Here is a 25852-nt window from a genome sequence, read left to right as displayed (position 1 = left end):
GACTTATTAGAGATCGAAATCAGTGCAATTGACAATCGAAATAATGCGCCATCATGGTACTGTGGACGAAAAAAGTGGGCGCTGATGACTGCTGCGAAACTCGACGCGATCGACCTCAAAATCCTCGACGCCATCCAGCGCGACGGGCGCATCACCAAGCTGGCGCTGGCCGAGCAGGTGGGGCTGTCGCCGACCCCATGCTGGATGCGGCTGCGCAAGCTGGAGAAGGCCGGCATCGTCTCGGGCTATCACGCAAGGATCGCCATGCGCGTCGTGGCGCCGGTGGCCACCGTACTGATGGAGGTGACGTTGGCCAGCCACCGCCAGGCCGATTTCGACCGCTTCGAGCGTGTCATCCGCGATATCCCCGAGATCGTCGCCTGCTGGTCGGTGGGCGGCGGCGTCGACTATGTGCTGAAGGTGATGGCTCGCGACATCGATGCCTATCAGCGGCTGGTCGACGGCTTGCTCGACCGCGAGATCGGCATCGACCGCTACTTCACCTACATCGTCACCAAGACGGTGAAGGAAGAGATCGCACTTCCCATCGCCGAGTTGCTGCCGGTGTCGCCGTAGTGCCGGAGACATCGTCTGCTGAGGCGGCACAATAGAGAGAATCTCTCTACTTCAGGACACCCAAACAGCCTCTCTGTCTGCCCACGATGGATAGTCTCCCAGGATCAGAACCGGGAGGCTTCGACCATGTCCGCGCATTTCGCCCGCTCGCATCGCCATGAGGCGCTCGACCGCCTCGCCGACCGCCGTCTGCTGCGCGAACTGGCCTATGTCGGCGGCCACTGGACGGCGAGCGAGGCCGCCGAAAGCTTTGAGGTCACCGATCCGGCGACAGGAAGCACGGTCGCCTTCGTCGCGGCGCTGGATGCACGGCAAACGACAAAAGCAATCGATGCCGCCGCGCGCGCTTTTCCGGCCTGGCGGTCGCTGCTGCCGCAGGAGCGGTCAAGAATCCTGCGAAGATGGTTCGAGCTGATCATCGCCGCGAAAGGCGACCTCGCGCTGCTGATGACCCTGGAACAGGGCAAGCCCTTGCAGGAATCGCTCGGCGAAATCGACTATGCCGCCTCTTTCGTCGAGTGGTATGCGGAGGAAGCCAAGCGCCTCAACGCCGAGAGCGTCACCAGCCATCTGGCGAATGCGGAAATGATGGTGCGGCGCGAGCCGCTCGGCGTCGTCGGCATCGTCACGCCGTGGAATTTCCCCTCGGCCATGCTGACCCGCAAGGCGGCCGCAGCCCTGGCCGCCGGCTGCACCATTGTCGCGCATCCGTCCTCGGAAACGCCGCTGTCGGCGCTGGCACTGGCCGAGCTTGGCGAGCGCGCCGGACTGCCGGCCGGCGTCTTCAACATCGTCACCGGCAAGGCCGCGACGATCGTCGGGCGGATGTGCGAAGACGCGCGCGTCCGCGCCATGAGTTTTACCGGTTCGACCGAGATCGGCAGGCTGATCGCCGCGCAGAGCGCGCCGACAATGAAGCGGCTGGTGATGGAGCTTGGCGGCCACGCTCCACTGATCGTCTTTGCCGATGCCGATCTCGACAAAGCGGTAAACATCGCCATCGACGCCAAATTCGCCACATCGGGCCAGGATTGCCTCGCCGCCAACCGCACCTACGTCCAGCGGCCGATCTACGATCGCTTCTGCGCCGCCTTCGCCAAGCGGATCGAGGCGCTGCGGACCGGCAATGGCCTTGACGACACGACTGACATCGGGCCGCTGATGCATGAGCGCGCTGTCCAGAAAGTCGAGGAGCAGGTCGCCGATGCGCTCGCCCACGGCGCGCGTTGCCTTGCCGGCGGCAAGCGACATCAGGCCGGGCCGCTGTTCTACCAGCCGACGCTGCTGGCCGACGTTTCCGACGCGGCGCTGATCATGCGCGAGGAGACTTTTGGGCCGGTCGCCGCGGTGACGCCATTCGACAGCGAGGGCGAGGTGATCGCCCGCGCCAATGCCACCGAATATGGCCTCGTTGCCTATGTCGTGACCGAGAGCGGCGCGCGGCAGCAACGCATGGGCCGCGCGCTCGACTACGGCATGGTTGCCATCAACCGGGTGAAGATCACCGGCGCGCCGATCCCGTTCGGCGGCGTCAAGCAGTCCGGCATTGGTCGCGAAGGCTCGCGCCACGGGCTCGAAGCGTTCACCGATCTCAAATATCTCTGTCTCGATGTAGCCTAAGCTGCAGCGGAATCGCCCTTTCGTCAGGAGTAGAAAAAATGCTCGACCAATCCAACGAACTCAACGCCTGGGATCGCGACCACTTCTTCCATCCCTCGACGCATATGGGCACGCACGCGCGCGGTGAATCGCCGACCCGCATCATGGCGGGCGGTGAAGGCGTGACCGTCTGGGACAACAATGGCAGGAAGAGCATCGATGCTTTCGCCGGCCTCTATTGCGTCAATGTCGGCTATGGCCGCCAGAAGATCGCCGATGCCATCGCCACCCAGGCGAAGAACCTCGCCTACTATCATGCTTATGTCGGCCACGGCACCGAAGCCTCGATCACGTTGGCCAAGATGATCATCGACCGCGCGCCGAAGGGCATGTCGAGGGTCTATTTCGGCCTCTCCGGCTCGGACGCCAACGAAACCAACATCAAGCTCATCTGGTACTACAACAATGTGCTCGGCCGGCCGGAGAAGAAGAAGATCATCTCGCGCTGGCGCGGCTATCACGGCTCGGGCGTGATGACGGGATCGCTGACCGGGCTGGAGCTCTTCCACAACGCCTTCGACCTGCCGCGCGCGCCGGTGCTGCACACCGAAGCGCCCTATTATTTCCGCCGCGCCGACCGCTCGATGAGCGAGGAACAATTCTCGCAGCACTGCGCCGACAAGCTCGAGGAGATGATCCTGGCCGAAGGTCCCGAAACCGTCGCAGCCTTTATCGGCGAGCCGATCCTCGGCACCGGCGGCATCGTGCCGCCGCCCGCCGGCTACTGGGAGAAGATCCAGGCGGTGCTGAAGAAGTATGATGTGCTGCTGGTCGCCGACGAAGTGGTTACCGGCTTTGGCCGGCTGGGCACCATGTTCGGCTCCGATCATTACGGCATCAAGCCGGACCTGATCACCATCGCCAAGGGCCTGACCTCGGCCTATGCGCCGCTGTCGGGCGTCATCGTCGCCGACGGCGTGTGGAAGGTACTGGTCGATGGGTCCGACAAGCTCGGCTCGCTCGGCCATGGCTGGACCTATTCGGCGCACCCGATCTGCGTTGCCGCCGGTGTCGCCAATCTCGAACTGATCGACGAGATGGATCTGGTGACGAATGCCGGCGAGACCGGTGCCTATTTCCGTGCCGAGCTCGCCAAGGCCGTCGGCGGCCACAGACACGTTGGCGACGTGCGCGGCGACGGCATGCTGGCGGCGGTCGAGTTCGTCGCCGACAAGGACGACCGGGTGTTCTTCGACGCTTCGCAGAAGATCGGGCCGCAAGTGGCGACGGCGCTGGCCACCAGCGGGGTTATCGGCCGCGCCATGCCGCAGGGCGACATTCTGGGCTTCGCGCCGCCGCTCTGCTTGACGCGCGAGGAGGCCGACATCGTCGTCTCGAAGACGGCGGATGCGGTGAAAAGCGTGTTCGCCAATCTCTGAGATCGACGATGAACGCCATGACCGCAACCGTTCCCGCCACCATGGCCGCCGTGCTGCTCACCGGGCACGGCGGACCGGAAAAGCTCGTCTACCGCACCGATGTGAGAGTACCCTCGCCCGCACCGGGTGAAGTGTTGGTCAAGGTCAGCGCCTGCGGGATGAACAACACCGACGTCTGGGTGCGCCAGGGGGCCTATGGTACGGAGGAGGACGCGGCCGCCGTGTCGACCTGGCGGCGCCAGGGCAACACGCTGACATTCCCGCGCATCCAGGGCACCGACACGGTTGGCAGCATCGTTGCCGTCGGCGAAGGCGTTTCGCCGGACCGCATCGGTGAGCGGGTGATGGTCGATTTCTCCATCTACAACCGCGACGACGATTCACTGGCCGACATCGACTATATGGGCCATGGCCGCGACGGCGGTTACGCCGAGTACCAGACCGTGCCGGCGCAGAATGCGCATGTCGTCGACACGGATATGAGCGACGTCGAACTCGCCACCTTCTGCTGCGCCTACCTGACCGGCGAACAGATGCTGGAACGCGCTGGCTTGAAAGCCGGCGAGCGCGTGCTGGTCACCGGTGCCTCGGGCGGCGTCGGCTCCGGCATCGTGCAATTGGCGCGGGCGCGCGGCGCCATTCCCTACGCCGTCGTCGGCAAGGGCAAGGAACAGGCGGTGCTCGACATCGGCGCCGAGGCCGTCATCACCCGTGGCGTCGCCGATCTGCCGCGGGCCGTGGCTGAAGTGACCGGCGGCCAGCCGATCGATGTGGTGGCCGATCTTGTCGGCGGCGCGATCTTCAACGACCTTCTGCGTATTCTGCGGCCCGAAGGCCGCTACACCACCGCCGGTGCGATCGCCGGGCCGGTCGTGCAGCTCGATCTCAGGACCATGTATCTCAAGCAATTGCAGTTGCATGGCTCGAGCCAGGGCACGCGGGCGGATTTCCGCCGGCTCGTCGGCTACATCGAGGCGAAAAAGATCCGGCCACTGGTCGGCGGCGTCTACCGGCTCTCCGATTTTCATCGCGCACAGGCCGACTTCGTCGCAAAGGATTTTGTCGGCAAGCTGGTAGTGGTACCTGATGCCGTCGCGGAGCGGCCGGCGTAGTTCCTGGCCCCCGCTTTAGCCACCTTCTGCCGCTGTCCCAATGGGAATGGCTTGCAGTCGTGTCCGCGAGCCGTCACAAACGGCGACGCCCGTAGTCATGCTGGGCATCTGGTCGCGGGATACAGGCGAGACATGACAGGCCGAATGATATTGCTCGATGCCAAGCCGCTCGGCGTGGCCGACGTCGCAGAGATCGCACGCCGCAACGCCCGACTGATGCTGGGCGAGGAGGCGATGCGCCGCATCCGGGCGAGCCGCGCCCTGATCGAGCATCTGACCGGGCTTGGCAAGCCGATGTACGGCGTCACCACGGGCCTGGGCGCCTGTGTCGACACGCCGCTCGCGCAGGCGGACCTGATCGCCTTCCAGCACAGCGTGCCACTCAGCCACAGCATGGGCATCGGACCGGCGCTGCCCACCGAGGCGGTGCGGGCACTGATGACCGCGCGCATCTCGGGCATGGCCGCCGGTGGCACCGGCGCGTCCGAGCGCGTGGTCATGGGCCTTGTCGCGGCGCTCAATGCCGGCGTCCATCCGGTGATCCCGACCTGGGGCTCGATCGGCGCAGCCGACCTTGCCCATCTCGGCCATATGGCGAGGTCGCTGCGCGGCGATGGCGAGGCGGAATTCCAGGGCAGGATCATGCCCTCCGCCGAGGCGCTTGTCTTGGCCGGGCTCGAGCCGCTGGACCTGCGCGAGAAGGACGGCCACGCCATCATCGTCGCCAACAGCCTGTCGACCGGAACGGCGTGCCTGTGCCTCGAAGACGTCGCCCATCTGATCGACTGGGCGCTGGCCGCCGTGGCGCTCAATTACGAGGCGTTTCGCTCCTCCCTGACCGCGATCGACGAGCAGGCGCTGGCCGCGCGGCCGGCCTTCGGCCAGCGCGAGATCGGCGCGCGGTTGCGCGCGGAGCTGGCGGGAAGCGGCTTGTGGAAGGACAAGGCGGCGCGGCGCCTGCAGGATCCGCTCAGCTATCGCTGCGTTCCACAGGTCTGGGGCGGCCTGCTCAATGCGTTCGAACAGGCGCGGCTGGCTACCGAGATCGAACTGACCCATTCGGGCGACAACCCGGTGATCCTGGCCGACGGCGATCGGGTGATTTCCAACGGCAATTTCGACCTGACAGCAATGACGCTCGCCTGGGAGCAGCTCGGCCAGGCACTCGCGCATTGCGCGGTTGGCACCGCCAACCGCAGCATGAAGCTGATGTCGCCGACAACAGCCGAACTGCCGCGTTTCTTGTCGGCGAGAGGCGGCAGCCGTCAGGGCTATGCGGAACTGCAAAAGCCCTTGTCCGCGCTGGAAGCCGAAATCCGGCACCTGGCCAACCCGATGTCACTCAGCCCGCTCGCCGTTTCGGACGGCATCGAGGACCAGTCGTCGATGGCGCCGCGTGTGGTGGCCAAGACGGCCGAGATCATCGAGCGCATGCGCTATCTCGTGGCGATGGAGCTGATCTTCGCGGCGACGGGCGTGGAGTTGCGCGGTGTCGTCGACAGCATGGGCGAAGGGCCGCAGCGCACCTTCGCCGCCGTGCGTGCGCTCGTCAGCCCGCTCGACGACGACCGCGAGATGAGCACCGACATGACGCGGGTGGCGCGGATGGTGGCGGGTCCGCGCCACTGAGCCGACGTTCTCATCCCGACAGCTCCCGTTTTGGATCCGCTGCGGCAGGTCGAGCCTATTGGTAAGGGCCTCTGAGGTTCAGGCTCTCAGTCAGGAGACAGAAGCGGTTGATCAGCCGGACGAGCTCCTCGCCCTGCTCGGCGACGATTTTGTCGCGCTCGACGGACGGTGTGTCGGACAAAACCTTCCAAAGCCGGCTTTGCCGATCACAGACATCCGCCAGTTCTGAGCAGTCGCTGGCAGTCAATTTCAAAAAATGATGCGCCGTCACCGGTCCGATGCCTGGAGGCGTCGTCGCCCCCAGGGAAAGATAACCCGGCGGCACGGTGCCTTTGGCATTGGTCACCGATTTGCGGCAGATGAGGTCGAACAGCTGGTCGACGGCCTGTTTGGCGCCGGCGACGCGCGACGGATGGTCCGTATCAGCCGCGGCATGCGGCAGAAGTTCAAGTTTGTCGCCGTGCCTCTCGACGAGGTCGAGATAAGGCAGCATCGGGCCAGACAGACGCCCGGTCGAGGCATCCCTGAACAGATCGGCATCGATGGCGGCGTGGCGCACCCGCCCTAGGTCCAGCGCCTCGCCAAGCGCCACAACGTCGACAAGCTCGCCGCGATCGTAGTTGACCAGCACAGCGCCCTTGTTCATGCGGCTCAGAACATCGGCGCCGATGAGCCCGGCATTGGCGTAGCGGCCGGTCTGCGTATCCTGCTTGCCCAGGCCGACATGGACGCTGAGCACATCGGCTCCCTCAGCCGCGTCGGCGAGGTCCGCCGCGAAGGCAAAGCCCTCGGCTTCTACCCAGTCGCGGTGCCGTGGCCTGGCATGGATCACCACGCGCATGCCGAAGGCACGGGCGAGCTTGGCCACTTCCCTGCCGATATTGCCGTAGCCGATGATCGCGATCGTCTTGCCTTCGAGTTTTTCGGTCGGGAAAGCACGCAGTTCCCTGCCGGTGTCGAAATCGCCGCGTGCCACCCGGTCGTGAAGCAAACCGACCGGAATATCCGGCAGCACTTTCAGAATCGCCTTCATCACCATCTGAGCGGTGGCGCGGCTGTTGATGCCGGGCGTGTTCATCAGCACCGCGGTGCCTCCCTCGCCGCTGCCGCCACCCCAGGAGCGAGAACCCATATTGCCGGTGCCGGCGCCGATCCGCACGCCGGCCAGCGCAAAGACGGTTTCGGCAGGTAGGAAGGTCGCTGCGGCGATGACGGCGTCATAGCGGCCGTCGCCGGCAGCTTCGATCAGCTCCTCGCGGGCGCTGAGGTCCGGCTGGTAGAAGAAATGCACCCGGCCGCGCTCGAGGCCCGCTTTGTCGCCAAGCGCGGACAGGTGGAAGCGCCCGCCCTTGGCTTCGATATGGGCGCGCACTTCGCCGGGATCAGGCTTGCCGTCAGATCCGAAGCGCAGGCCGACCAGATCGCAGATCAGCACGGTGTAGATCCCCTGCGGATCGATCGGCTCCACGGCCTGGTTATTGGTGTTTGCGGTCACGTCGTTTCCCCATGCAAGAACGGAAAGGTAGCCGGTACGGCAGCGCGCTCCGACGTCAGAACCTATCCGCCCGGAAGGACGTCAGATCGATCGCCGGCGGCAAACCGGCGGCAAGTTGCGACACGATCTTGCCGGTGACGGCGCCGCCGATGAGGACTTGATGACCATTGCCGAAGGCATGGATGACGTTCTTGGCCCGTGACACCCGGCGGCCCGATCTAAAGGCTGGGTCCCAGCTTGATCGGGCTGCCGTCGCTGAAGCGGGATTGACGGAACCTGTGAAGATCATGTCCGATCTCGTTTCCCTGGACGAGGTCGGACACGACACGGCCCATTCCGGGTCCGATGCCGAAGCCGTGACCGCTCATTCCGGTGGCGATGACGAGACCCGGAATTGCGGCGGCACGATCAACGACCGGCACGACATCCGGCATCGCATCGATCATGCCCGCCCAGGTCGCCTTGATCGGCACCGTCTTGAACTGCGCGAAAAGTGCCGAGAATTCGCGCTCGATATCGCGCAATGCCGAGGCTTTGGGGGCGGGATTGAGGATGCGCATCCGTTCGAACGGGCTTTCCTCGTCCGCGTTCCACCTGCGTGGGGTCGACCAGCCGTCCGGATAGCCGCGCGGCGCCGCCGGCAGGTAGGAGGTGCCAAAAGGATTCGCCATCAGAGCGGGAACGTATTTGGTCGCATGACGAAAGGCGTCAGGCCCGACATAAAGCTGACTGGTGCCTCCCGATGCCAGCGTGTAACCGCCATCCTGCCTGCGCCGGAATGCGATATGGTCGTCGGCCACGGCGCCCGAATGGATTTCGGGCATGGGTCCGGTCGCAGCGACGGTCGCCCTGACGCTGAGCTGCGGGATGGATACGCCGTGCGCGCGCAGGAAGAGCGACGTCCACGCACCGCTCGCCACGACCGCGCTCGAGGTGGCGATACGGCCCTGCTCGGTCCAGACCCCGCTGACGCGTCCAGCCGATATGTCGAGCATGCGCGCCGCACAATTCTCGATGATGGCGACGCCCTCCCGGGCGGCCAGGCGGGCAAGCGCTGAAACCGCGACCCAGGGCTCGGCGCGCATGTCCGACGGGGTGGTCATAGCACCCTTGAAAGAGCGCGACATGGCCGGGATCAGCTTGGCCGTCTCACTCTGGTCGAGGAGACGCGTGTCGACGCCGTGTATCTGAGCGATCTTCAGGAACTTCGCGAAGCCGGCCATCTCCTTGTCGGTTCGCGCGAGGTAGGTAACGCCCGTCTGCTTCAGCCCGATGTCCTCGCCGCATTCCTCGGCCAGTTGCCGCCAGAGGCGTTGCGCTTCGATGACAACGGGCAGTTCATCGGCATCGCGGCCCTGCTGCCGGATCCAGCCCCAGTTCCGCGACGACTGCTCGCCGGCGATGCGGCCCTTTTCCAGCAATGTCACCGAAATGTCGCGCCGCGCCAGGAACAAGGCCGTGGTCACGCCGATAACGCCGCCGCCGATGACCACAACCTCCGAAGCCTTCGGCAACGGTGCTTGAAACTGGATCGGCATCGCTTCGGTGAAGGGAAAACTTGTCAAGGAAGACTGCCCTCTTGCTTTTTGTCGGCCCTGGCTGCTTCCGTGCCGGCGGCGCGTGACAGACCTGATAGTCCGTCAAGGCTGGGTCGAGCTGGAGAATCTGCGCGTCAATGCAATGAATTGTTTATGCCAGCAAATGTCGCCTCGACACCCACATGATCTTTGCCGACAAGACCGAAGCGCCCGGCGACGACCGACGGCGGCACCGTATGTCAGGCACAGCGCGATGCCGCCATTGGCCCCTTGAAGGGTCAAGTCCGACACGCGTAACATCTCGTCATCAGAACTGAGTCTGCTTAATGCGTCCGGGCTAATGTCCGGATTGGACTGGATATTTTCCTTGCCGACGGATGCAACCAGCGGCGCGGCGAAGCGCGGCAAATCGTTTGCCCATGTGGCGGAAGCCTCCTGGGGCAAGGGCCTCAGCACCTTGCTGCGCATCGTGCGCATGACGCTGCGCCATCCTTGGCAGGTCGCCATCACCCTCGTCTCGACCTTCATCGCCGCGACGCTGCAGCTTTTCATCCCACGCCTGCTGGGACGCGCGATCGACCAGGCGCAAGGCGTGATGGCCGCGGGTGCCGGCACTGTCGCGGAACAGGCGCTGTGGCACACAGCGCTGACGCTGCTCGTCGTCAGCATCCTGCGCGGTCTCTTCACCATGGCGCAGAACTATTATGGCGAGGCCGTCGGCCATCAGACCGGCTATCAATTGCGGCTCGCCTTTTACGAAAAGATCCAGCGCCTGAGCTTCTCCTTCCACGACAAGGTCCATACCGGGGACCTGATCACGCTCGGTCTGCTCGATCTCGACGGCGTGCGCATGTTCTTTTCCACCGGCATCCTGCGCGTGGTGCTGCTCAGCGTGCTGATCGGCGTCGGCGCCTATCTCCTGATCAGCACCGACCTCGTGCTCGGGCTGCTCAGCCTCAGCTTCGTGCCTTTCGTCGCCTGGCGATCCTCGGTGACCCAGCTCAGATTGCGCAGCACCTGGCTGACGCTGCAGGAGCGGCTGTCGGTGCTGAGCCGGGTGATGGACGAGAATCTGGGCGGCATCCGCGTCGTGCGCGCCTTCGCGGCGCAGCGCCATGAGCTCGCAAAATTCGACCGCGCCAAGCAGGACGCGCTGGAGCTGGCCAATCAGCGCGTCGACATCCGCGTCTCCAACACCAGCGCCATGAACTTTTCCTTCCTGGCCGCCATGGGGCTGGTGCTCTGGTTCGGCGGCCAGAAGGTGATCGCGGGCCAGATCAGCGTCGGTACGCTGGCGCAGTTCCTCACCTTCATGACCATCCTGCAGATGCCGGTGCGCCAGCTCGGCCTGATGGTCAACTCGTTCGCGCGCGCCTCGACCTGCGGCACGCGGCTGTTCGAACTGCTCGATACCGAACTCGACATCGAGGATGCGCCCGACGCCAGGGAGCTCGTCATCACCGAGGGCGTGCTGTGCTTCGACAATGTCGGCTTCCGCTATGAAGGCGCGGGCGATCGCCCGACGCTGTCCGGCATCTCTTTCGAGGCCAGGTCCGGCGAGACGATAGGGATCGTCGGCCCGCCCGGCAGCGGCAAGTCGACCATCGCGCATCTGATCCCGCGCTTCTACGACGTCACCTCGGGCACGATCACCATCGACGGCCAGGACATAAGCAAGGTCACGCTACAATCGCTGCGCAAGGCGGTCGGCGTGGTGCAGCAGGACGCCTTCCTGTTCACCACCTCGATCGAGAACAACATCGCCTATGGCAACCCGTGGGCGCGCGAGACCCGCATCGGGCAGGCCGCCGAGTATGCGCAGTTGCACAACTACATTATCGGGCTTCCGGCCGGCTATACCACGGTCGTCGGCGAACGCGGCGCGTCGCTTTCCGGCGGCCAGCGCCAGCGCCTGACCATTGCGCGCAGCCTGATGCTGCGGCCATCGGTTCTGGTCTTCGACGATTCCACCGCGGCAATCGATGCCGGCACCGAGCAGCGTATCCGCGCGGCGATGAAGCGTTTCGCCAAGGATCGCGTGACGCTGATCATCTCGCACCGGCTGAGTTCGCTGATGCATGCCGACCAGATCCTGTTCGTCGAGGGCGGCCGCATCGTCGAGCGCGGCACGCATGAGGAGTTGCTGGCGCTGGGCGGTCGCTATCGCGCGCTTCACGACCTGCAGCTGCGGCCGGACAACGACCGGCTCGAGGGAGCCGCATGATGTCGACGCAGGACGACGACGAGAAGGACGACAAAAGCGGCCGGCCGACCAAGGCCGTCGTCGGCTCGCATCGCGACGAGGAAGAGGTTTTCGGCAAGGCCTATGATCCGCGCATCATCAGGCGCATCTGGAGCTTCGTCAGACCCTATCAGGGCCGGATCTTCATCTCGGTGGCGGCGGTGCTGGTGTTCACGCTGACGCAGCTGGCGATCCCGCTGGTCATCCGCTATGCCATTGACCACGGCATGGCTGCGGGCCGGCTCGACCGCTCGGTGATGATCTCCGCGATCCTCACCTTCACCGTGATCATCCTGATCAACTACGCCGCAAGCCATGTGCAGGAAAGCGTCGTCGGCAAGGTGGCCGAGAATGTGCTGTCCGACCTGCGCCGCGCAATGTTCAGCCATCTGCAGCGCGTGTCCCTGAGTTTCATGGACAAGACCGAGGTCGGCCGGCTGATGTCGCGCCTGCAGGGCGACGTCAATTCGATGCAGGAATTCCTCGAAACGTCTGTCATGTCGGTGGGCGACATCGTGCTGCTGTTCGGCATCGTCACCGTCCTTTTGTGGCTCGATTTCCGGCTCGGACTGCTGACGCTGTCGACCATGCCGATGCTGTTCATCGTGCGGCTGTTCTGGCTGCCGCGCGCCAAGGTCGCCTTCATGGCAGCGCACGAAACCAATTCCATCGCCAACGGGGCACTCGCCGAAGGCATCCATGGCGTGCGCACCGTGCAGAGCCTGGAACGCCAGCACGTCAATTTCGACCTCTATGACGAGAAGGTGCTGGCCAACCTCAACGCTCATCTGCGGTCGGCGAAATATGCGCAGGTGATGGTGCCGATCGTCGACACGCTGACCGGCATCGCCATGGCGACGGTCATTGTCGTCGGCGGCTCGATGGTGCTGTCGCACAGCCTCGATGTCGGCGTCATGGTAGCGTTCCTGTTCTATATCCAACGCTTCTTCGACCCGATCCGTTCACTTACCATGCAGTACAGCGTCATGCAGCGCGCCATGGCCTCCGGCCAGCGTATCTCCGAAGTGCTCGACGTGCCGGTGGATGTCAGCGACAAGGACAATGCGGTGGCCTTGTCGCGCGATACGGACGGCTCGGTCGAGTTCAGGAACGTCACTTTCGGCTACCGGCCGAACCAGCCGGTGCTGAAGAACATCTCCTTCCGCGTCAATCCGGGCGAGACGGTCGCTCTTGTCGGCCCGACGGGATCGGGCAAGTCGAGTTCGATGGCGCTGGTGCACCGCTTCTACGATGTCTGGTCGGGGCAAGTCCTGGTCGGCGGTCACGATGTGCGTGACCTGACGCAGGATTCGCTCGGCGACCAGGTGGCCATGGTGCTGCAGGAGCCGTTCCTGTTCTCCGGCACGGTGCTGGAGAATATCCGCTACCACAAGACCGGCTCCAGCCGCAACGAAGTGGTGGGCGCCGCACAAGCGGTCGGCGCGCACGACTTCATCGAACAGTTGCCCGATGGCTACGATACCGAACTCGAACAGCGCGGCGGCAACCTTTCGCTCGGCCAGCGCCAGCTCATCAGTTTCGCGCGAGCGCTGGTGGCCGACGCCAAGATCCTGGTGCTCGACGAGGCCACGGCCAGCATCGATTCCTACACCGAAATGCTGATCCAGAAGGCGCTGATCAAACTGCTGGACGGCCGCACCGGGCTGGTCATCGCCCATCGGCTCGCCACCATTCGCGGCGCCGACCGCATCATCGTGCTGCAGAATGGCGAGATCGTCGAAAGCGGCAATCACGAACAGCTGATGCAGAGGAAGGGCCTCTACGCCCGCCTCTACAACATGAACTACGCTTCGTTCGACGACATTGCGGAAGGCGAGCTGGAACTGGACGCCGCGGTCGGCAAGGCGACGTGAACAGCGCCTGCAAGTGGCCGCAATCGTCTACGCCATTTCGGGGCGTCTTGATGCCTCGCGGATCGCCTTGTGCACGCCGCGCTGCAGATCCATGAAGGCCGGGGTCTCCATCACCTCTTCCCGGCGCGGCCGCTCGATGTCGACGTTGAAGGTCTGCATGATGCGTCCCGGCCCGATCCCCATGACGACGATGCGGTCCGACAGATAGACCGCCTCCTCCACATCATGCGTGACGAAGAGAACGGTCAGCCGGTGTTCCTCCCAGATCTGGGTCAGCAGTTCCTGCATCTGGTGCCGGGTCAAGGCATCGAGCGCGCCGAACGGTTCATCCATCAGCAGCATCTTCGGCCGATAGGACAGTGCGCGCGCAATGGCGACACGCTGCTTCATGCCGCCCGACAGTTCGGACGGATAGCGGTCGGCGCTTTGCGACAGCTTGACGAGGTCGAGATGCTCGAGCGCGATCTCGCGGCAGGCGGTGCGATCGTAGCCGGCGGCCTTGAGGGCGAACTCGATGTTCTGCCGCGCCGTCAGCCAGGGCAACAGCGTGTAGGACTGGAAGACGACGCCGCGGTCGAGACCCGGCTGCAGGATCGGCGCGCCATCGATGCTGAGATCGCCGGCGTCGAAGTCCTGCAGTCCGGCAACGATCGACAGCAATGTGCTCTTGCCGCAGCCCGACGTGCCGACGAGCGAGACGAACTCATTGTCGGCAAGATCGAGGTTGATGTCGCGCAGCACTTCCGTGCGCCGCTCGCCGGTGCCGAAGCTCTTGTCGAGACCGGCGATGCGCAATTTGGGAACAGTCATCGGCGGTTCCTCATTGCGAATGGCCATCCTGCCGGAACAGAACCTTCTCCAGCGCCTTCATGACCTGGTCGGTGATGAGACCGAGCACGCCGAGGAGCAGGATGTAGCCAATGATGGTGTTGGTCTGGAAATAGCGCTGCGACACGGTGATGCGATAGCCCAAGCCGGATGTCGCCGCGACAAGTTCGGCCAGCACCAGCCAGGTCCATGCCCAGCCGAGGCTGATGCGAAGCGTATCCCAGATGCCCGGCAGGGCGCTGGGCACGACGATGCGCGTCAGGATCTTGCGGTCCGGCAGGCCGAGCGTGCGGCCAAGGCCGATGAAATCGGCGGGAACCCGTTTCACATTGTCCATGATCATCAGCACCTGCTGGAAGAAGGTTCCGATGAAGATGATCAGGAATTTCTGCGTATCGCCGGTACCGGCCCACAGGATGGAGAGCGGCACGAAAGCGACGACCGGCATGTAGCGGATGAAATCCACCAGCGGCTCGATACCAGCCTCCCAGGAGCGGAAGCTGCCGATCAGCACACCGATCGGGATCGACAGTGCCGAGGCGATGAGGAAGCCGATGGAAATGCGATACGCCGAGGCCGTGAGGTCCAGCCACAGCGTGCCGTCAGCGGCGAGCTTGGTTATCTGGGTCGCAACGCTGCCGGGCGACGGCAGGAAGATGGGCTTCACCCATTCCAGCCCCGTCGCCGCCCACCAGCCAAGGCCAAGCCCGACAAAGACGGCCACCGCGATCATCAGGAAACGCGACCTGGCGATGGGCGCGCCGATCCCGGAGGATCGGCGGCGCCTGGCCTGTTTCGTGGCCGCCTTTGGCGCGGCCGGGCCGGTTTTCGCGGGGGGCTCCGCGGACATCTGCGCTACCACCGCGATCCGGCCTCTATCATTGCGCCGCCTTGACGAAGGACGGATCGATCATCTGTTCCGGCGTCACGTCGGCCTGCAGCAGCTTGGCGTTCTTGGCGGCCGCTTCGACGTCGGCGAATGTCTTGGTGGTGAAATCGCCGGTCAGCGCCGTCTTGTTTTCGGCGAGCGAATAGTAGCGCACGCCATCGAAAGCGGTGTTCAGGTCCTTGACGTCGGAACCGACCGCCTTGGCGATGATGGCGCGGCCGCCGGGTGTGTCTGCATGGTAATCCTTGAGTGCGGCGTCCCAGCTCTTGATCATGGCCAACACCTGGCCGGGCCGCGACTTGATGACCTCGTCGCGCACCACCAGCACGTCGCTGATCAGGCCGGGATCCTCGCCGGCGGAAAACAGCAGCTTGACGTCCTTGTTCTGCGCCATGGCGACGGTGAGGTAGGGCTCGTAGGTGACCGCCACCGGCACGCGGCCGGCGATCAACGCGCCGCCGGCGTCGGAGGCAGGCATCGGAACCGGCTGGACGTCGGCGATCGACATGCCATTCTTGGCGAGCGCGTATTTGAGCAGGATATCGCTGGTCGTGCCTTCCTCGAAAGCAACCTGCTTGCCCTTGAGGTCGGCGATGGAGGCGACGTCCTTGCCGGCGATGATGGCGTCGGCCGTCATCGAGACGTCGAGCAGCAGCACGATCTTCACCGGCAGGCCGGCGGCCACCATGCCCATCGCCGTGTGGGTCGCGATGTTGGCGGCGTCGAGCTGGCCGCTGGCCAAAGCGGCGTTGATGTCCTTGTCCTCGGCAAAATTGACGATCTGGACGTCCGACAGGCCGTTCGTCTTGAACAGGCCCTTGGCGTCGGCGACGTGCCATTGGCCGTAGCCGAGCCAGGGCTCGATGCCGATCTTGAACGGTCCTGCCTCGGGCGTCGCGGGAATGGCCGCGTCGGCCGCGTGGGCGACTGGCGCGGCGCCGAGCCCGATGGCGGCGGCCATCATGAGCGCGCGAAATTGTCCTGCTAGGTTACGCATCATCTCAAGTTCCCCTTGATGATCAGACCGCTTTTTTACCCAGGCATTCGGTCTGGTGAGACTGCGGGTTTCTGCTCTTGCGGCACTGTGCCTCGGCGTCTTGCCCACCACTTCGTGGTGAAGTGCAGGGATATTTCAGCGTCCGCGGGCGCGGATGTCAAGGCTAAAATACATACATGCATATACAAGTTGGCATGGCTCAATTTCCCCCATGGATCAGGCGCATCGGCTCGCGCTTTCAGGATCGATCAAGTCCAGGAAGTCGGTCACCCGATCGGCTCCGGCATCGGGCTCGCTGCCGACCATGACCGCGACTGAAAAGGCGATGAGGGAAGAGACCGGCGTGTGGCTGCGCGCGCCGGCGCGCAGGTTCATGACCAGGGTTGGCGACAGGAAAAGCCCTGAACGCAGGACCGCCCGCCAATCCGCCGGCAGCATGCCGCGCCGCTTGAGCTCGAGCAGCAACGGTCGCCACAAAGCAGTGGCCTTGACCTCCAGCAGGTCGCGGCGAACCGGGCTCAAATCCCAGTCCGTGTCGACATGGATGAGGTCTCCGTCCAGCCGCGCCTGAGCGCGAAAAGCGTCTGTCGCGATGGCTGGGTCGTAGAGCCAGAACGGATGGGCGAAGATGTTGTGGAAGGTTGCCTTCACCTCGGCCAGCAGCGTCGGGATATGCGAGCCGGCAAAGGCAGGATCGAAGAAGGACAGATCCGCCCTCCCCGCTTCTTCCGTGTACCAGACATTGGCATTGTGGGCGTCGCCATGCGCGACCACACCGCCGGCATCGGCCAGCCGGTCCGGCCGCATGCGCGCCGCAGCAGCGTCGAAAAGCTCGCCGATGCTGCTGGTATACAGCTGGCCGTTGATGACGAATTTCAACCGGGAGAACCGATCCCAGCCAAGTTCCATGCCGGGAAAGACAAACGGCTTGCCAACATAGAAATCCGCCAACCGGCCGCCCGGCGACGACCGCGTATCGGCGTCGATCAGCCGCTCGTGAAACAGCCGGTGGATCGGCTCGGCCGCGACCTCAGAGACAGTCACAGGGTGCAGCGTCTCGAGATAGACCTCGAGCAGCCTGGCGGACAGGTTGCACTCGGCGAGAACCGCCTCGCGCCGCCTGCCGGCATCGTCCTCGGCATCCAGCGCAAACAGCACATCCGAAAATCTCGGATCGGTGCGGCGGCGATAGACAAGGATCTGCTCACCCGGCTGGGCGGACATGTGGACAGGCTGGTCGACCGGCAGGCCGGCACGCGACAGGATTTCCGCCCGGTAGTATTCGCCGGTCATGGCTTCCTCGCGTTCCTCCTGGTGGAACTTGAAGAAGTAGGCCTGGCCCTCGCTGTCGAAGAAGCCGTTCAACGAATTGAGGCTGTATTTGTCGACATTGATGCGGACGTTGCTGGGGGTCATTGCGAACAGATCGCCCAGCAAGGCCGCCAGCGCGTGTTGCGCCTCGCCGACATCGTGTTGCGCGAGCGCGCGGATCCGCGCCGTGCGGCTGTGCATCATCGGCCGTCCCTTCCAGCCGATCCGTCCGCAAGGCGCGAAACAGCTCTTATCAGTACATGTACATACATCTGCGTCGAAGATTCCGTGATCTGCATTGGCTTTCGGCGTCAGTTGGTCTTGGAGGGGGAATAGCGGCTGCCGAGCGAATAGCGGCTGCCGGCATAAGTCAGCTTGCTGATGGTGGCGACGATCGCGCCCGTCCATGTGCGGCGGTGCAGAAACAGGCAGCAGCTGCCGACATCGATATTGAGATGCCGCGCCGTCTCGGCGTCAGCCGGGATCGCCGAGATGATGTGCTCGACCTCGGTCACCGGGGTCTTCTGCATGAGGTAGTCGTAGGTCGCCGTCTTCGAAAAGTCCTGCTTGTCGTAGTCGGGGATCAGGCTCGGATTGACGAAGCGCTCCTCCAGTTGCACCGGCAAATCGTTCTCGAAATTGACGACGACCGAGTGATAGATCGCGACGCGTTTTGGGAACTCGAAGGACAGTGCGAGTTCCTTCGTAGGCATGATGGTTTCCAGCACGAGAACTTCCGAGCGATGCCTGTTGCCGCGCTCGACAATCTCGGCCGCGATGTTGTTGATCTCGATCAGCGTCGATTGCGGACGGGGCGGCGCGATGAAGGTGCCGACACCTTGCAGCCGGATCAGGAAGCCCGCCGCGGTCAGTTCCCGCAAGGCCCGGTGGACTGTCATGCGCGAGACACCCAGCGAAACCACCAGCTCATTCTCGGACGGCAGCTTGCGATCCTTGCCCCACCGGCCTGTACCGATGTTGGTCAAGATGTAGTCCTTCACCTTCTCGTAAAGGGGGCTCGCCGTATCGGGCAAATCGATCATTTCAAAATCCTTTCCGGCAATTTATCGGAAATCAAGCCGGCTCGACAGGTTGCCGCATGCGGATGATTGTTTTCAAGCCGTCGCTTTGCCCCGCCAACAGCCGCTCATAAGTGGCCGGAATATCGTCGAGACCGATCTCGCGATCGATCAGGGAAAGCAGCGGTTCGCTCAACTCACCCAGCATCCGCACGGCGTCGGGCAACTCGTCGGCGAAGGCATGGCACCCCAGCAGCGCGATCTCGCGTTCGACCAGAAGGTTGGGGTCGATGTCGAGACGACCATGGAAGATGCCGACCATCGCCACAGCGCTGCCGGAATCGAGAACGCCGAGCAACTGGTTGAAAGCGGCGATGCTGCCGGTCGCCTCTACGGCCGCCAGCGGCGGAGCATTGGCGGTCGCGGCGGCAATGGCATCGCGGTCAAGGTCGACGATTGTTGCGCCGGTCACCCGCGCCACGCGGGCGCAGCGGGCCTGGTTGCGGTCGGCGATAAGCACGGTACCGGCAAAGCTTCGAGACAGCAGCAGCGCAGCGAGACCGCCGATTGGCCCGCAGCCGACGACAAGCACCGAGCCTGCCGTCTTTGGCAAACGCCGTACCGCGTGCAGCGCCACCGCGAGCGGCTCCGCCATCGCGGCGACCCGTTCGTCAAGTGCTGCATCGACAACATGCAGCAGTCGCGCGGGTAGAACAGCCTGTTCGGCAAAGCCGCCGTCGCAGACTTCGCCGACAAAGCCCAGCGAAGCGCATAGATGGCGCCTGCCGGCACGGCATTGCGCGCATTCCCCGCACCAGAAGCGGGAATCGGCAATCACCCTGTCGCCGATGGCGACCGTGTCGACGCCCTCGCCGAGCGCGGTCACCGTGCCGGTCAGTTCGTGGCCGGCGGTCGAAGGCGAGCGGCTTATCCATTGGCCGGTACGGAAATTGTGCAGGTCCGAACCGCAGATGCCGGCGGCATCGACCCTGAGCTTCACCCAGCCGGCATCCGGCAAGCCGGGTTCGGCGATGTCCTCCACCCGCAGATCGCCCGGTCCATAAAGCCGTGCCGCCTTCATCGCGATCGTCTCCGTTCAGCCGGCGAGGTAGCGGTCGCGGATCTCCGAGACCGCGTTTTCGTGCGAGCTGAAGCCCTCGTAGCGGGCGAGCCTGCGGGCATGCTTCGCCAATTCCGGATAGGCGGCCGAGGTGACGTAGCCGACAGACGAGCGCTTGACGAAATCAGTCACCGAAAGCGGCCCGTAGGTGCGCGCCCAGCGGCTGGTCGGCAGCACGGCATTAGGCCCAAGGACGAAGTTGGCAAGGGTCACCGGCGTATGCGGGCCCATGAGGATCTCGGCCGCCTCGGTGATATGCCCGAGATGCGCGAACGGCTCGTTCGACAGGATTTCCAGATGTTCGGGCGCATAGTCGTTGATGAAGCGGTAGCTGTCTTCCAGCGACGCGGTCAGCACGACGCCGCCGCGCGTGCCCGTCAGCACGGCGCGCGAGAACTCCACGCGCTGTTCGGTCATCCGCGACCAGTGTTGCGGGAGTGCGGCGAGGGCTGCCTCGGCGACCTTGCGGCTGTGCGTCACCAGATAGGCCGAAGAATCCGGTCCGTGCTCGGCCTCGATCAGCAGATCGAGCGCGGCAAGGCCGCCGTCGACGCTGTCATCGGCAAAGATGATGGCTTCCGACGGGCCGGCCGGAAGCCCTGTGTTAATGACCGAGGACAGGATGCTCTTCGCCGCCACCACCCATGGGCTGCCGGGGCCGACGATCTTGAGCGCGGGCTTCACCGTCTCGGTGCCGTAGGCGACGGCGGCGACGGCATGGGCGCCGCCGCATTTGTAGACGGTGTGCACGCCGGCGAGGCGAGCCGCGACCAGGGTCGCCGCATCCACCGAACCATCCGATGTCGGTGGCGTCACGATGGCGATCTGCGGCACGCCGGCAATGACCGCCGGAACCGATGTCATCATCGTCACCGACGGAAAGGCGCCCTTGCCGCGCGGCACGTAGAGCGCGACGGAGGCGATCGGCGTATAGCGGTCGCCGGCATAGGCGCCCGGCCGGACTTCCTTGAGCCACATCGTTTCCGGCTTCTGCTCCTCATGGAAATGCCTGATGTTGTCGATGCCGAAGGCGATGCTCTCCACGACATCCTTTTCGACCTTGTCGAAGGCCGCGTCGAACTCGGCTTCCGACACCTGCAGTCCGCCTTCGGCGACATTGGCCTTGTCGAGCTCCCTGGCGAACCGGATGAGGGCGGCGTCGCCCTCGTCCTTGACGGCCTGGATGATCGGGCGGACTTTTTCGACGAAGACCGACAGATCAGCCTCGGCGCGCTTCAACAGGCTGGCCCGCTGGGTGGCGTCGAGCGATGACAGATCGTGGAAGCTGATGTCGGACATGGATATTCCTCTTTGTTGGAACGCAACGCGCCGGCCGGTTACGTTGCGCAAGACGTTGATTTCGAACTTTTAGCGCGCCGCCTCAAATCGATGCCAGGAAGCCGCCATCCACCGGAATGGACTGGCCTGTTATGTAGGCCGCCGCATCCGAGGCAAGGAAGACGGCAACGCCGTGCAGGTCGCCGAGATCGCCGAAACGCTGCTGCGGGATCTTGGCGAGCATGGACTGCTGCCATGCCTCGTTGCTGTAGAACACATCGGTCATCGCCGTCCGGAAGTAACCCGGGGCGATGGCGTTGACCCGGATGCCGAGACCCGCCCACTCCGCCGCCAGCGCCCTGGTCATGCCGAGCAGGCCCGACTTCGACGAGCCGTAGGGCACCGCGGTGGGAATGCCGACTTCTGACGTCAGCGAGCAGAGATTGATGATGGCACCGCCATGCCCGGCATCCCGCATCTGCAGTGCAGCCGCCTGGGCGCAGAAGAACGCCCCCTTGAGATTGGTGTCGACGATCCGGTCCCACAGCGCCTCGTCGACGTCGAGCGAGGGCCTGACCTCCTCCATTCCGGCATTGTTGACGAGGATGTCGAGACCGCCAAGCAGGCCCGCAGCCTCGGCGGTGGCGGTCCGGCAGCGGCCGACATCGGTGACGTCGAGAGCGACGGCATGCGCAACCCCGCCGGCCGCACGGATCGCCGCCGTGGTCCCGTCGAGGGACGCCAGGCTGCGCGCGGTGACCGCGACGTCGGCGCCGGCAGCGCTCAACGCCTCGGCGATGCTGCGGCCGATTCCGCGGCTGGCGCCGGTGACAAGCGCTTTCCTGCCGGCGAGATCGAACAGAGAAGTATTGCGCATGTGATCCTCCTTGCCGGTGTCGAGCTTCCGTTCCCATAGCGAGACTACCAGATCAAGTTACATATACAAGCATATACAAACAGTTTCGGCTACGCTACTCCTAGCAAAATTCGCTGCGCTGGCGCGCCCGTCGGCGACCAGGCTCCCCTGGGGACGATGCAGCGAAACCCTGGTTTTTGAGAACCCGGTCGATGATGGGGGTCCGTCGGCCGACCGTAGAGGAGCCCGCTCATGTCGAAAGCATCAGACATGGTCCGAACCGAAGTCACGCGCTTGTCGCCTTACAATTCCGGGCTGACCGTCGCCGAGGTCATGCAACGATATGCTCCGGCCAGGATCGCCAAGCTGGGCTCGAATGAAAACCCGCTTGGTCCGAGTCCGACGCTTGCCACGATGATGCAGGCCGGCGCCGAGATGTTCCGGATCTATCCGGATCCGGCCGGGCGCGAACTGCGCCAGGCTATCGCCGCCAAATATGAGTTCGGTGAGGATCAGGTGATCCTCGGCAATGGCTCGGAGGACCTTCTCTCCGTCATCAGCCGTGCCGTGTTGCGGCCCGGCGATGCCGTCGTCACGCTCTATCCATCGTTCCCGCTGCACGAGGACTACGCGACACTGATGGGCGCGAGCGTCAAACGAGCGACCGTCAACAACGACCTCACCATCAATGTCGATGCCCTGATCGAGGCGGTGCGCGAGCGGCCCCGCATGCTGCTGTTTTCCAACCCGATGAACCCGGTCGGCAGCTGGCTGTCTGCCGGCGAGCTGTCGAAGGTTCTGGATGCGGCCGGCGACGAGACGCTGATCGTCGTCGACGAAGCCTATGCCGAATATGCGGAAGGCGACGACTATGCCTCGTCGCTGCCTTACCTCTGCAAATGTGACCGGCCCTGGATCGTGCTGCGGACATTTTCCAAGGCGTTCGGGCTCGCCGGATTGCGGATCGGCTTCGGTATCGTCGGCGACCCGGAATTGCGCGCCCTGCTCGACAGGGTGCGCACACCATTCAACGCCAATGGCATGGCTCAGGCCGCCGCGCTGGCGGCGCTGGCGGACGAGAAACACCTTGCAAGGGTCGTCGCGCTGGCCAAGGCGGAAAGAACGCGGGTCGAGAGCTTCCTCAGGAACATGGGCCTCGACGTCGCCCCTTCCCGCGGCAATTTCCTGTTCTTCAACTGCCGGCAAAATGCCGCCGCCTTCGCCGAGGGCCTGCTGCGCGAAGGCGTCATTGTCAAACCGTGGAAGCAGCAAGATTTCGACAGTTATGTGCGTGTCAGCATCGGCTCGCCAGCGGAGAACGACCACTTCATGGCGGCGCTGTCGCGGCTGTTGTGATTTCCCGAAGGCCATGCTGAATTGTCTGGCGCGCACCGGGCACGATATTTGGACGGTCTGCCGTTCCCAATATGGAGTTTTTCGCAGGTGGCGCATCCCCTTTCGCCCAACGGCTTCCGTCCAGCCTCTCGGGCCTGTGTTCCTCCCCGGTCGCCTTGACGATGCCCAGCATGCTAGAGAGCAATGCACCGAAGAGCCTCTACCGCGAAACGGCCGGCGGCACCGCCGACTACCCCGCCCTTGCCGGCGTGCAGCGGGCAAGGGTCGCCATTGTCGGCGGCGGGCTCACCGGCCTTTCCACCGCCTTGCATCTGGCGGAAGCCGGCGACGACGTTGCCGTGCTGGAAGCGCACCAGCCGGGCTGGGGCGCTTCGGGCAGGAATGGCGGCCAGGTCAATCCCGGCCTCAAATACGATCCCGACACGATCGAGGCGATGTTCGGCCCTGAGCTTGGGCCGCGGATGATCGATTTCTCCTACGGTGCGCCGGATTTCACCTTCGGCCTCATCAAGCGCCTGTCGATCGCCTGCGAGGCCCGGCAGAACGGGACCATCCGCGCGGCGATCCGGCCGAAGCCGGAAGCCGCGGTGCGGACCACGGCCGCGCAATGCGAGCGGCGGGGCATGCCGGTCAGCATGCTGGATGCACAGGCGATGGCGACACGAACCGGAACCGACAGATACATAGCCGGCATGTTCGACGCCCGCGGCGGCGACCTCCATCCCCTGAAATACACGATCGGCCTGGCAGCCGCCGCGCGGAACGCCGGCGCGCGGATTTTCGGTGGCAGCGAAGTGCTTTCGCTGAAGAGGGAGGCTGGACGATGGGTCCTCAAAACCGCCAACGGCTCGGTCAGCGCACAGAAGGTGCTTGTAGCAACCAACGGCTATACCGGAGCCCTGTGGCCGGGCCTGGAGCAGTCGCTTGTTCCGGTGTTCAGCGCGATCGCGGCGACCGAACCGCTTGCGCCGGCAGCAGCGGCCGCAATTCTCCCTGAAAGGCCGGTCGTCTACGAAGCCGGCAATATCACCGTATACTACCGCATCGACGCGCAGAACCGCCTTCTCATGGGCGGCCGGGGACCGATGAAGCCGATCGGCGATCCCTCAGCCATCCGCTACCTCACCGACTATGCGCTGCGGCTGTGGCCGGCGCTTGCCGGAACGCGCTGGACATATGGCTGGAACGGCCGGGTGGCGATCACCAAGGACCATCTTCTGCACATTCACGAGCCGCAGGACGGCGTGCTGATCTGCGTTGGCTACAACGGCCGTGGCGTCGCCATGGCCTCGGCGATGGGCGCTGCCCTGGCGCAGCGGCTGCGCGGCAGCGAAACGTCGCCGTTTCCCATGCCGACATCGGCGCTCAAGCCAATCCGGTTCCACCGCCACTGGCCGCTCGGGGTGAAGGCCGCGATCCTGTCGGGGCGGCTGAAGGACCGGTTCGGCCTCTGACGCGAAGCGTTCGACCGACCTGACAATGCGCATCGCGCACGAAGTCGACGCGGACCGCTTCTTCAAGCTGATGTTCGACCTGCTGCGGGATTAGCCCGCTCGGGGATATTCCCTTGCTTCAGCGTTGCCCGGTGCCAGGAACCGGGTCAGACAAATCTTTCGGCGTGCCATCTCAGATGGTCGTCCATGAATGTCGAAATGAAGAAATACGAATGGTCGTAGCCGTCCTGCATGCGCAAGGTCAGCGCAATGCCCGCCTTGGCGCAGGCAGCTTCCAGCAGCCAGGGCCTCAGCCCGTCCTTGAGAAAGCCGTCAGACGTTCCCTGATCGACGAAAAGCTCGGGGAAACGGTGGCCATCCTCGATGAGCAAGGTGGCATCATAGCCCCGCCATGACGCCTCGTCGGCACCGAGATATTTTTCGAGAGCGGGCCGCGACCAGCCGGCGGTGCTTGGCTGCACGATCGGCGCGAAGGCCGAACAGCTTTTGAAGCGCCCGGGATTCTTGAGCGCGATCGTCAGCGCGCCATGCCCGCCCATCGAGTGGCCGAAGATCGCCTGGCGCGTCATATCGGCCGGAAATTCCCGGGCGATCAACGCCGGCAATTCCTCGCTGACATAGGAATACATGCGGTAGTTCGTGGCGTAAGGCGCTTGCGTCGCATCGAGGTAGAAGCCGGCGCCACTGCCGAACTGCCAATTGTCCTTCTCGTCGGGAATATCTCCGCGCGGGCTGGTGTCGGGACAGACGACGATCAGGCCAAGCTCCGCAGCCATGCGCCGGTACTCACCCTTGTCCATGACATTGGCATGGGTGCAGGTGAGGCCGGAGAGGTACCACACGACCGGGCAAGGTTTTTCACGGGCCTGCGGCGGCACGAAGACGGCGAAAATCATGTCGCAGGAGCAGGCATACGAAGCATGGGAATAGACGCCCTGCACGCCGCCATGCGACTTGGCCGAGGAGAGGGTCTTCATCCGGTCCGACATCTTGTTTCTTCTCCGCCAACGTCCGTCACGGCCGCCTGTCTACGGCATGGGGCGGGACCGCGGCAACCCTGATGGATTGGACCCATGGTCGCGAGGGCAGCTCGGGCCTATTCCGCCGCCAGGGCCGCCACTTCCCGCCGGAACGGCAGCGCATCACCGATATCGTGTGCGTCCTGTTCGCGCGCGAAACGGTGGCCGGCATAGGTCGCGACGGCTTCGGCATCCGCAGGATGCCGCACATCGCCACGGCA

22 protein-coding genes are annotated in these 25852 nt (G+C 64.4%); 9 read left to right on the top strand and 13 right to left on the bottom strand.

Translation table 11 applies throughout. The features are described 5' to 3' along the window. Positions 1–84 precede the first annotated feature (84 nt). From FJV83_RS01545 to hutH, 5 genes are all read left to right on the top strand, one after another. Complete coding sequence (locus FJV83_RS01545) at positions 85–576, top strand: Lrp/AsnC family transcriptional regulator (protein WP_010914600.1); 492 nt, start codon at positions 85–87, stop codon at positions 574–576. Between the two features lie 126 nt (positions 577–702). Further along, positions 703–2196 (top strand): NAD-dependent succinate-semialdehyde dehydrogenase, encoded by a 1494-nt coding sequence (locus tag FJV83_RS01540; protein WP_142884876.1) that lies wholly within the window; start codon positions 703–705, stop codon positions 2194–2196. A gap of 38 nt (positions 2197–2234) precedes the next feature. Beyond that, a complete protein-coding gene (locus FJV83_RS01535) occupies positions 2235–3614 on the top strand; it encodes an aspartate aminotransferase family protein (RefSeq protein ID WP_142884875.1) in 1380 nt (459 codons plus the stop codon). An 8-nt stretch (positions 3615–3622) separates the two neighbouring features. Next, entirely contained in the window at positions 3623–4726 is a 1104-nt protein-coding gene (locus FJV83_RS01530) for an alcohol dehydrogenase family protein (protein WP_142884874.1), read from the top strand. A gap of 132 nt (positions 4727–4858) precedes the next feature. Then, positions 4859–6355, top strand: a complete 1497-nt coding sequence (gene hutH, locus FJV83_RS01525) for a histidine ammonia-lyase (protein WP_142884873.1) — start codon at positions 4859–4861, stop codon at positions 6353–6355. A 55-nt stretch (positions 6356–6410) separates the two neighbouring features. Here hutH and FJV83_RS01520 read toward each other — a convergent pair whose 3' ends face one another. The 3 genes from FJV83_RS01520 to FJV83_RS01515 are packed head-to-tail and all read right to left on the bottom strand — an operon-like array spanning position 6411 to position 9415. Continuing rightward, positions 6411–7850 carry an NAD(P)-dependent oxidoreductase gene (locus FJV83_RS01520; RefSeq protein WP_142884872.1) on the bottom strand — a complete coding sequence of 480 codons (1440 nt, stop codon included), beginning with the start codon at positions 7848–7850 and terminating at the stop codon, positions 6411–6413. Between the two features lie 55 nt (positions 7851–7905). Next, on the bottom strand, positions 7906–8055 hold the full coding sequence (locus tag FJV83_RS36285; RefSeq protein WP_185973300.1) for a hypothetical protein: 150 nt from the start codon (positions 8053–8055) through the stop codon (positions 7906–7908). Between the two features lie 13 nt (positions 8056–8068). Then, positions 8069–9415 (bottom strand): FAD-binding oxidoreductase, encoded by a 1347-nt coding sequence (locus FJV83_RS01515; protein ID WP_142884871.1) that lies wholly within the window; start codon positions 9413–9415, stop codon positions 8069–8071. A gap of 340 nt (positions 9416–9755) precedes the next feature. Here FJV83_RS01515 and FJV83_RS01510 point away from each other — a divergent pair, with 340 nt between their 5' ends. Then, complete coding sequence (locus FJV83_RS01510) at positions 9756–11612, top strand: ABC transporter ATP-binding protein (protein WP_142884870.1); 1857 nt, start codon at positions 9756–9758, stop codon at positions 11610–11612. After that, a complete protein-coding gene (locus FJV83_RS01505; protein ID WP_142885058.1) occupies positions 11612–13504 on the top strand; it encodes an ABC transporter ATP-binding protein in 1893 nt (630 codons plus the stop codon). The genes FJV83_RS01510 and FJV83_RS01505 overlap by 1 nt, the downstream gene beginning before the upstream one ends. A 27-nt stretch (positions 13505–13531) precedes the next feature. On the opposite strand, the gene FJV83_RS01500 is transcribed toward FJV83_RS01505, so the two are convergent. The 8 genes from FJV83_RS01500 to FJV83_RS01465 form a co-directional block, all read right to left on the bottom strand. Then, entirely contained in the window at positions 13532–14314 is a 783-nt protein-coding gene (locus tag FJV83_RS01500) for an ABC transporter ATP-binding protein (protein WP_027045736.1), read from the bottom strand. 10 nt (positions 14315–14324) lie between these two features. Next, positions 14325–15065: an ABC transporter permease gene (locus tag FJV83_RS01495; protein WP_348645155.1), complete on the bottom strand. Its 741-nt coding sequence runs from the start codon at positions 15063–15065 to the stop codon at positions 14325–14327. A gap of 145 nt (positions 15066–15210) precedes the next feature. Beyond that, positions 15211–16218 (bottom strand): ABC transporter substrate-binding protein, encoded by a 1008-nt coding sequence (locus FJV83_RS01490; protein WP_142885057.1) that lies wholly within the window; start codon positions 16216–16218, stop codon positions 15211–15213. 216 nt (positions 16219–16434) lie between these two features. Further along, positions 16435–17733, bottom strand: coding sequence for a hypothetical protein (locus tag FJV83_RS01485; protein WP_142884868.1), 1299 nt, complete (start codon positions 17731–17733; stop codon positions 16435–16437). A gap of 107 nt (positions 17734–17840) precedes the next feature. Continuing rightward, positions 17841–18572, bottom strand: a complete 732-nt coding sequence (gene hutC, locus FJV83_RS01480) for a histidine utilization repressor (protein ID WP_019856675.1) — start codon at positions 18570–18572, stop codon at positions 17841–17843. Between the two features lie 31 nt (positions 18573–18603). Then, positions 18604–19629 carry a zinc-binding dehydrogenase gene (locus tag FJV83_RS01475; protein WP_142884867.1) on the bottom strand — a complete coding sequence of 342 codons (1026 nt, stop codon included), beginning with the start codon at positions 19627–19629 and terminating at the stop codon, positions 18604–18606. A 15-nt stretch (positions 19630–19644) separates the two neighbouring features. Then, on the bottom strand, positions 19645–20967 hold the full coding sequence (gene hisD, locus FJV83_RS01470) for a histidinol dehydrogenase (protein ID WP_142884866.1): 1323 nt from the start codon (positions 20965–20967) through the stop codon (positions 19645–19647). An 82-nt stretch (positions 20968–21049) separates the two neighbouring features. Continuing rightward, a complete protein-coding gene (locus FJV83_RS01465; protein ID WP_142884865.1) occupies positions 21050–21823 on the bottom strand; it encodes a glucose 1-dehydrogenase in 774 nt (257 codons plus the stop codon). 231 nt (positions 21824–22054) lie between these two features. On the opposite strand from FJV83_RS01465, the gene FJV83_RS01460 reads away from it, so the two are divergent. Together FJV83_RS01460 and FJV83_RS01455 are read left to right on the top strand one after the other, a co-directional pair. Next, on the top strand, positions 22055–23158 hold the full coding sequence (locus tag FJV83_RS01460) for a histidinol-phosphate transaminase (RefSeq protein ID WP_142884864.1): 1104 nt from the start codon (positions 22055–22057) through the stop codon (positions 23156–23158). 170 nt (positions 23159–23328) lie between these two features. Further along, on the top strand, positions 23329–24612 hold the full coding sequence (locus FJV83_RS01455) for an FAD-binding oxidoreductase (RefSeq protein WP_142884863.1): 1284 nt from the start codon (positions 23329–23331) through the stop codon (positions 24610–24612). 146 nt (positions 24613–24758) lie between these two features. On the opposite strand, the gene fghA is transcribed toward FJV83_RS01455, so the two are convergent. Continuing rightward, positions 24759–25589 carry an S-formylglutathione hydrolase gene (fghA, locus tag FJV83_RS01450; protein WP_246691790.1) on the bottom strand — a complete coding sequence of 277 codons (831 nt, stop codon included), beginning with the start codon at positions 25587–25589 and terminating at the stop codon, positions 24759–24761. A gap of 119 nt (positions 25590–25708) precedes the next feature. Continuing rightward, positions 25709–25840, bottom strand: coding sequence for a hypothetical protein (locus tag FJV83_RS37500; RefSeq protein WP_280951006.1), 132 nt, complete (start codon positions 25838–25840; stop codon positions 25709–25711). Between the last annotated feature and the right edge of the window lie 12 nt (positions 25841–25852).

Origin of the sequence: Mesorhizobium sp. WSM4307 (assembly GCF_007003945.1) — a bacterium.
GTDB lineage: Bacteria > Pseudomonadota > Alphaproteobacteria > Rhizobiales > Rhizobiaceae > Mesorhizobium.
This window is presented reverse-complemented; position numbering and strand designations above follow the sequence as displayed.

Coding starts and splice junctions, on each gene's coding strand:
- FJV83_RS01465 (WP_142884865.1), bottom strand. CDS start 21,823: ATGCGCAATACTTCTCTGTTCGATCTCGCCGGCAGGAAAGCGCTTGTC.
- FJV83_RS01495 (WP_348645155.1), bottom strand. CDS start 15,065: ATGATCGCGGTGGCCGTCTTTGTCGGGCTTGGCCTTGGCTGGTGGGCG.
- FJV83_RS01485 (WP_142884868.1), bottom strand. CDS start 17,733: ATGATGCACAGCCGCACGGCGCGGATCCGCGCGCTCGCGCAACACGAT.
- FJV83_RS01475 (WP_142884867.1), bottom strand. CDS start 19,629: ATGAAGGCGGCACGGCTTTATGGACCGGGCGATCTGCGGGTGGAGGAC.
- FJV83_RS01545 (WP_010914600.1), top strand. CDS start 85: ATGACTGCTGCGAAACTCGACGCGATCGACCTCAAAATCCTCGACGCC.
- hutC (WP_019856675.1), bottom strand. CDS start 18,572: ATGATCGATTTGCCCGATACGGCGAGCCCCCTTTACGAGAAGGTGAAG.
- fghA (WP_246691790.1), bottom strand. CDS start 25,589: ATGAAGACCCTCTCCTCGGCCAAGTCGCATGGCGGCGTGCAGGGCGTC.
- hisD (WP_142884866.1), bottom strand. CDS start 20,967: ATGTCCGACATCAGCTTCCACGATCTGTCATCGCTCGACGCCACCCAG.
- FJV83_RS01505 (WP_142885058.1), top strand. CDS start 11,612: ATGTCGACGCAGGACGACGACGAGAAGGACGACAAAAGCGGCCGGCCG.
- FJV83_RS01530 (WP_142884874.1), top strand. CDS start 3,623: ATGAACGCCATGACCGCAACCGTTCCCGCCACCATGGCCGCCGTGCTG.
- FJV83_RS01455 (WP_142884863.1), top strand. CDS start 23,329: ATGCTAGAGAGCAATGCACCGAAGAGCCTCTACCGCGAAACGGCCGGC.
- FJV83_RS01460 (WP_142884864.1), top strand. CDS start 22,055: ATGTCGAAAGCATCAGACATGGTCCGAACCGAAGTCACGCGCTTGTCG.
- hutH (WP_142884873.1), top strand. CDS start 4,859: ATGACAGGCCGAATGATATTGCTCGATGCCAAGCCGCTCGGCGTGGCC.
- FJV83_RS01540 (WP_142884876.1), top strand. CDS start 703: ATGTCCGCGCATTTCGCCCGCTCGCATCGCCATGAGGCGCTCGACCGC.
- FJV83_RS01535 (WP_142884875.1), top strand. CDS start 2,235: ATGCTCGACCAATCCAACGAACTCAACGCCTGGGATCGCGACCACTTC.
- FJV83_RS01490 (WP_142885057.1), bottom strand. CDS start 16,218: ATGCGTAACCTAGCAGGACAATTTCGCGCGCTCATGATGGCCGCCGCC.
- FJV83_RS01500 (WP_027045736.1), bottom strand. CDS start 14,314: ATGACTGTTCCCAAATTGCGCATCGCCGGTCTCGACAAGAGCTTCGGC.